The sequence below is a fragment of the Arenibaculum sp. genome (genome assembly GCF_035998295.1).
Lineage (GTDB): Bacteria > Pseudomonadota > Alphaproteobacteria > Azospirillales > Azospirillaceae > DASYHS01.
Genome location: NZ_DASYHS010000273.1, coordinates 1 through 5849 on the forward strand (window position 1 = coordinate 1; position 5849 = coordinate 5849).

General features: G+C 70.0%; 7 protein-coding genes. 4 read left to right on the plus strand and 3 right to left on the minus strand.

Annotated features, from left to right (window positions below; genetic code table 11):
- Nucleotides 1-1443 (minus strand): DNA translocase FtsK (locus tag VGO20_RS25655; protein ID WP_327505256.1); only part of this gene is annotated, 1443 nt, incomplete at its 3' end.
- A gap of 103 nt (nt 1444-1546) precedes the next feature.
- Nucleotides 1547-2020 carry a PAS domain-containing protein gene (locus VGO20_RS25660; RefSeq protein WP_327505250.1) on the minus strand — a complete coding sequence of 158 codons (474 nt, stop codon included), beginning with the start codon at nt 2018-2020 and terminating at the stop codon, nt 1547-1549.
- Nucleotides 2021-2266: 246 nt separating this feature from the next.
- On the opposite strand from VGO20_RS25660, the gene VGO20_RS25665 reads away from it, so the two are divergent.
- The 4 genes from VGO20_RS25665 to VGO20_RS25680 all read left to right on the plus strand — a co-directional run bounded on the left by VGO20_RS25665 (nt 2267) and on the right by VGO20_RS25680 (nt 5157).
- Entirely contained in the window at nt 2267-2446 is a 180-nt protein-coding gene (locus VGO20_RS25665; RefSeq protein WP_327505251.1) for a hypothetical protein, read from the plus strand.
- 76 nt (nt 2447-2522) lie between these two features.
- Complete coding sequence (locus VGO20_RS25670; RefSeq protein WP_327505252.1) at nt 2523-3149, plus strand: hypothetical protein; 627 nt, start codon at nt 2523-2525, stop codon at nt 3147-3149.
- A gap of 156 nt (nt 3150-3305) precedes the next feature.
- Entirely contained in the window at nt 3306-4607 is a 1302-nt protein-coding gene (locus VGO20_RS25675; RefSeq protein ID WP_327505253.1) for a sensor histidine kinase, read from the plus strand.
- A 355-nt stretch (nt 4608-4962) separates the two neighbouring features.
- Nucleotides 4963-5157 (plus strand): hypothetical protein, encoded by a 195-nt coding sequence (locus tag VGO20_RS25680; protein ID WP_327505254.1) that lies wholly within the window; start codon nt 4963-4965, stop codon nt 5155-5157.
- A gap of 31 nt (nt 5158-5188) precedes the next feature.
- Here the strand turns inward: VGO20_RS25680 and VGO20_RS25685 are convergent, their stop codons facing one another.
- On the minus strand, nt 5189-5848 hold the full coding sequence (locus tag VGO20_RS25685) for a Crp/Fnr family transcriptional regulator (RefSeq protein ID WP_327505255.1): 660 nt from the start codon (nt 5846-5848) through the stop codon (nt 5189-5191).
- Nucleotide 5849: the final 1 nt, after the last annotated feature.

Genomic DNA, 5849 nt, shown 5'->3' on the forward strand with positions numbered 1-5849 from the left:
GTTGGCCTTGATCGTGCCGGTGATGACGTCGACCGAGGGGCGCTGCGTCGCCATGATCAGGTGGATGCCCGCCGCGCGCGCCATCTGCGCCAGGCGCTGGATCGCCGCCTCGATGTCCTTGCCCGCGACCAGCATCAGGTCCGCCATCTCGTCGACGACGACCACGATGTAGGGGAGCGCCTTCAGCTCCATCGGCTGGTCCTCGTAGATCGGCTGGCGCGTCGCCTTGTCGAAGCCGACCTGGATCTGACGGGTCACCGTCTCGCCGGCCTCCAGCAGCTCCTGGATCCGGGCGTTGTAGCCTTCGATGTTGCGCACGCCGAAGCGGGCCATCGCGCGGTAGCGGTTCTCCATCTCGCGCACCGCCCATTTCAGCGCGACGATGGCCTTCTTCGGGTCGGTGACGACGGGCGTCAGCAGGTGCGGGATGTCGTCGTAGACCGACAGCTCCAGCATCTTCGGGTCGACCATGATGAAGCGGCATTTCTCCGGCGGCAGCCGGTAGAGCAGCGACAGGATCATGGTGTTGATCGCGACCGACTTGCCCGACCCGGTGGTGCCGGCGATCAGGAGGTGGGGCATCCGGGCGAGGTCGACCACCATGGGCGTGCCGCCGATGTCCTTGCCCAGCACGAGCGCCAGCTTCGCCGTGGAGGCGTTGAAGCTCTCATGCGTCAGCATCTCGCGCAGGAACACGGTCTCGCGGGTCGGGTTCGGCAGCTCGATGCCCATGACGCTGCGGCCGGGCACGATCGCGATGCGCACGGTGACCGCGCGCATCGAGCGCGCGATGTCCTCGGCGAGGTTGATGACGCGGCTGGACTTCGTGCCCGGCGCGGGCTCGAGTTCGTAGAGGGTGACGACCGGCCCGGTCCGGACCTCCATGATCTCGCCGCGGACGCCGAAATTGCGCAGGACCGTCTCCAGCTCGCGCGCCTTCCCGGCAAGCTCGCGCTCATCGAGTTCCTGGTCCTTGGGCGGGGGAGGGGCCCGCAGCAGCGTGATCGCCGGCAGCTCGTAGGGGGCGTCGGACAGCCTGCCCAGCACGGGAGCGTCCGGGAGGCCGTCGCCTTCCTCCCCGTCCTCGCCCGTTTCCTCCGGCACCGTGTCCGGATCGGGGGCGTCTTCCGGCGCTTCGCGCTCGAAGGTGGCGAGAAGGCCGGCGCGCAGGTTGGTCTCGGCCCATTCGATGCCGGCAAGGAACGCGTTGGCGGCCACGACGGCCGCGGCCTCGTCCTGCTGCCCCGTCCCGTAGACGATCGTTTCATCCGGCCGCCCGAGATCGGCGACCACGTCCCATTCGACGGCGCCGTCGGGCCAAGTGTTCTGGGCCAGGCGGAACCGCTTGCTGTTCACGGCGCACCAGAGATTGAACTCCTGCGCCGAGACGATATCTCCGGCCGTCGGCTCCGCGGCGGTGCGGCTGTCGGGGTGCTTGGTCATCGAATCCATGGCGTCTCTGGTCCTGCGGCCCGCTGCCCCGGGGCCGGCGCGATTGTAGCGCCGCCTCGTCTAGATATAGTTAAAATCCGTAAAGCATCCCTCGTCAGGGTACGCGCGGCACCGCGATCGCGACGATGCTCGGCCGCTCGATCCGATAGGCGCCGACGAGGATCTTGCTCACCGTCTCGCCGTCCTCGGACAGGGGGAGCACCAGGCGCTCCCAGGTCGAGGTCTGGCCGTCGAACTCGGCGGTGTAGAGGCGTGCGGCGGGACGCTTCAGGTCCCGCACGCTCTCGTACTCGACGCGGAGTTGCCGGCGCTGCTCGTCCGGCAGCTCCGCGATCGACTGGCCGGCCCGGTCCGTCCGGAAATTCTCGGCGAAGTTCTGCCCGTAATAGCTGTATACGAAGTCGCCGTCCGGACCGATGTCCATGATCAGCAGATTGCCGAGCCAGGGGCGCAGGGCCGCGGGATCGAGGTCCGAGGCGAGGGGAATGCCGCCTTGGGCCCGTTCGAGCCAATGCGCGTGGAGGCCCAGCAACTTGGGGTGGCGAAGAGTGAGTGTGTCTTCGGTCATTCTTCTCGGGGACGGGCTGGGGCGGGCATGGTGCCGTGGCTCCGGAACGGGTATCAGGGGGCCGCGCGTGGGCGCAAGGGCTTTTGTTCGGATGCGGGCTCGCCGGCGTCGAGGCAAAGCCGGCACGGGACGAAGGCGTTAATACCGTTGTCCCACCTTCCCGCCACGGCCATATTAACGATTGCTTAGCCTCGATGATGTCGTAATCGCACGCGGACTTGGAGGTGTGCGAAAGTGGATCGTGCCGTGAAAGATACCGTCGTCCTCGGGCGCGACGCCGCGCATGGGAACCAGGAGGCCGCCACGAGGCCGACGGACGCGAAGCTGCCCTTGCGGCGCCGGGTCCTGATCCTCCTCGTCCTCGCGGCCGGCGCATGGGGCCTCGTTGGTCTTGCCGTGTACGGGCTGGGTGCGCTTTTCTTCTGAGGCCGCGCGGAACCTCGGGCTCCTGAACGTTTTCGGGAAGCGGCAACCGTAACGGCCGCTTCCGAACCTCGACACGATGATCCTTTCCCCGATCGACGCCGAAACCCTTCCCGACGCGCTGGACACGTTCGGGGCGAACCTCGCCGGCGATCCCTTCGCCCGCACGGCCTTCGCACGCATCCGGGACAGCCGCCGGAACGCGCGCGGCGGCGAGGAGCGCTGGAGGGCGGACGCCCTGACGCTCGCCGCCTCCCTCGGGATCGAGACGCTCGACGAGGAGCCCCGGGCGGCGTTCAGCTGGGACGGCCGCCGCATCCGCACACGCAGCGAACCCTCGGTCCTGATCCACGAGATCGCCCATTGGCAGCTCTGCCCGCCGGAGAGGCGGGAGCTCTACGACTTCGGGCTCGGCGCCGGGCCGGAGACGGGCCGCAGGGCCGACGCGGACGCCGTCGCCGTCGCCAGCCCCGAGGAACGCCAGGACGAGGAGTGCCTGACCTCGCTGCTGGGCATCCTGTGGGAGGTCGAGCTGGGCCAGCCCGGGCTGCTGGCCTTCCTGGAGCAGAACTGGCTGGAAGGGTACCGGCGGCCCGCGGCGGCCGAGCATTTCCAACGGTCCGTCGCCCGCCTGCGTGCGGCCGGCTTCCTCGACCCCGACGGGCGGCCGGTGCGGCGCGCGCGCCGTGCCGGGGAGCCTCTCTGAACAAGCACCCGGGGTGGAAAACTCCGGATCGGGCATTCCGTCGGATGCAACCACTGCGGGGGAAAGGTTGCGGAGTGGCGTGTATGTTCGCTTGACGTGACGCTGCGCAGCGCGCCAGAGTGGTGCCGGTATTCTGCTTTTCGTTGAAGGCTGTGCATGGCCGGGGATCCGGGGCCGATTGGCCCGAGAGGGTTGGTTGGCCGGCGCCCGGACGGTGGGCTTCTCCTGCTCGCCGGAGCCGCCGTTCTATGCGCCGTCCCGGTGGTCTGGCGCGACGCGGCGCTTCCGGCCCTGGCCGGGAGCGTCCTGCTGCTGTGGATCTTCGTCGCGCGCGCGGCGGGATGGCGCCGGCGGTCCGGCGGCATCCCGGTCGAGGAGCTGGGGACGGGCCTGCCCGACCTGCTGGCGACCGTGCGCGGCGGGATCGTCACCCATGTGAACGTGGCGGGCGCCGAAATCCTGGGCCTGACGCCGGGCGACGTGGTCGGGCGACCGCTGTCCCGGTTCGTCGAGCGGCCGCCGGAGCCCGGCGGCTGGCGGCGGATAGAGCTGAACGGGAGGGACGGCGTGCCCATCCAGGCCGACGCCGTCTGGGTGGCGCGGGGCCACGCCGGTCCGGGGCTCCTGCTCGCCAGGCAACCGGCGGCACGGCTTCCGGACGACGCCTTGCGCGAGGCCAAGGAACTCGCGGAACTCTCCAGCCGCGCCAAGAACCGCCTGCTTGCCGACGTGAGCCATGAAATCCGTACGCCGCTCAACGCGATCATCGGCTTCTCCGAGATTCTGGTCGAGGACCTGCGCGACCAGGGCGTGCCGGAGCAGATCCTCGGCTATGCCGGCGACATTCGGGAGAGCGGCAACCACCTGCTCGCGATCGTGAACGACATGCTCGACCACGCGAAGATCCACACCGGCAACATGGACCTGCGCCGGGACGAGATCGACGTCGGGGAGCTGGTCGCATCGACGCTGCGCATGGTCGCGGTCCGCGCCGAGCAGGGGCGGGTGCGGCTGGTGCGGCAGGTCGCCCCGGGGATGCCGCACCTCGTGGCGGACGGGCTCAAGCTGAAGCAGATCCTGCTGAACCTGGTGACGAACGCTGTCAAATTCACGAAACCCGGAGGCACCGTCACCGTCGGAGCCGCGCCCGGCCCCGACGGGCGGGCGGACCTGTTCGTCGCCGACACGGGCATCGGCATGACGGCCGGCGAGATCGAGATCGCGATGCAGCCGTTCGGCCAAGTCTACGGGGCGATGGGACGCAGCGGCGAAGGGACGGGGCTGGGCCTGCCGCTGGCGCGGTCGCTGGCGGAGCTTCACGCAGGCGTGCTGCTGATCGAGAGCGAGCCCGGGCTCGGGACGCGCGCGACGGTGCGGCTGCCGGCGGAGCGGGTCCGGCATCCGCAGCCGGCCGACCTCGCGCGGAGCGCAGAGCAGGAGACGTGCGGCGGCGCCTGACAGTCGGCCACGGGGGCCGGCCTCAAGTGGCGCGTTCCTTCGTGGCCGTCTCCGGGGAGCGCGGCTCGCGGGGCCGTCCGGAAGCGGCCGGCGGCTTTCCTTTCGCCGTCCGTGCGGCGACGACGTCTTCGAGGCGGCGCAGTGGCCGGAGAAGATAAGGGCTTACCTGGTCGTCCGTCTGGGCCATGGTCGGGGCCTCGCCGTTGCGGTCCGCCCGAAGGTGATGGAGAAGGCGAGGCTTGCAAAGTCGGGCGGATGGGCCTTGGGAAGCAAAAAGGAAGTAACCGCAGGGATCGAGGCATCCTAGTTCCCTGCCGGCGTGTTCGAACGTATGGCAATATGGGTGCGAGGAGCCATGCAGATCGTCGACAGCCGGCCCGGATGCTACATGCTGGAATGCGAGTGCGCGCGGGGCGAGCAGTTCCGTGCCGAGCGGCTGACGCTCACGGTGGAATGCCCCCATTGCGGGCGAACCCGGCTGACGGCCGACCTCGTCGCGACCTGGGTGCTCCGGGCCCGGGGCGGCATGTCGGCCGACGCGGCGGACTGATGCCGCGGCCCCGGCGCGTCCACGGGCGCGTTCATTCGCCGCGGACGTCCTCGACCATCGCCTCCAGCCGCGCATAGTCGCGGATCACGAGACCGCTGCCGCCGCGCACGACGATGCCGCCGCGCGCGAGGTCGCCCAGCACGCGCGCGACCGTCTCGCGGGTGGTGCTGACCCTGCTCGCGATGTCGGAATGGACCGGGATCGGCACGATCTCCGCCGTGTTGTCGGCGCGCAGGGCCGGCTTGGCGAGCCGCAGCAGCTCGGCATGGACGCGGTTGTTGGCGCCGAGCGTGCTCAGATCCATGATCCGGCCGGTCGCGCGGCGTATGATCGCCGCCATCCGCTGCATCACCGACAGCGCGATGTCCGGATGGCCGACGACGATCTCGCGGAACAGGCGCGGCGGCATGAAGGCGACGTGCGTCTCGGCCAGCGCGACCACGGATGCGGAGCGCGGCTTGCCGTCGATGGCCGACAACTCGCCGAAATAGCCGCTGGCATCGACGTCGTCGAAGCTGATCTCGCGGCCGGAGAGGGAATGCATGACCACACGGACGCGCCCGCCGACGACGAAGCAGACGTCGTGGGTGTCGCTCATGTGGTCGATGATCTGCTCGTCCTCCCGGTAGCGGCGCCATGCGCACTGGCGCGCGACCGAGGCCCGTTCCTGCGCGCCGAGCGGTCCGAGCAGG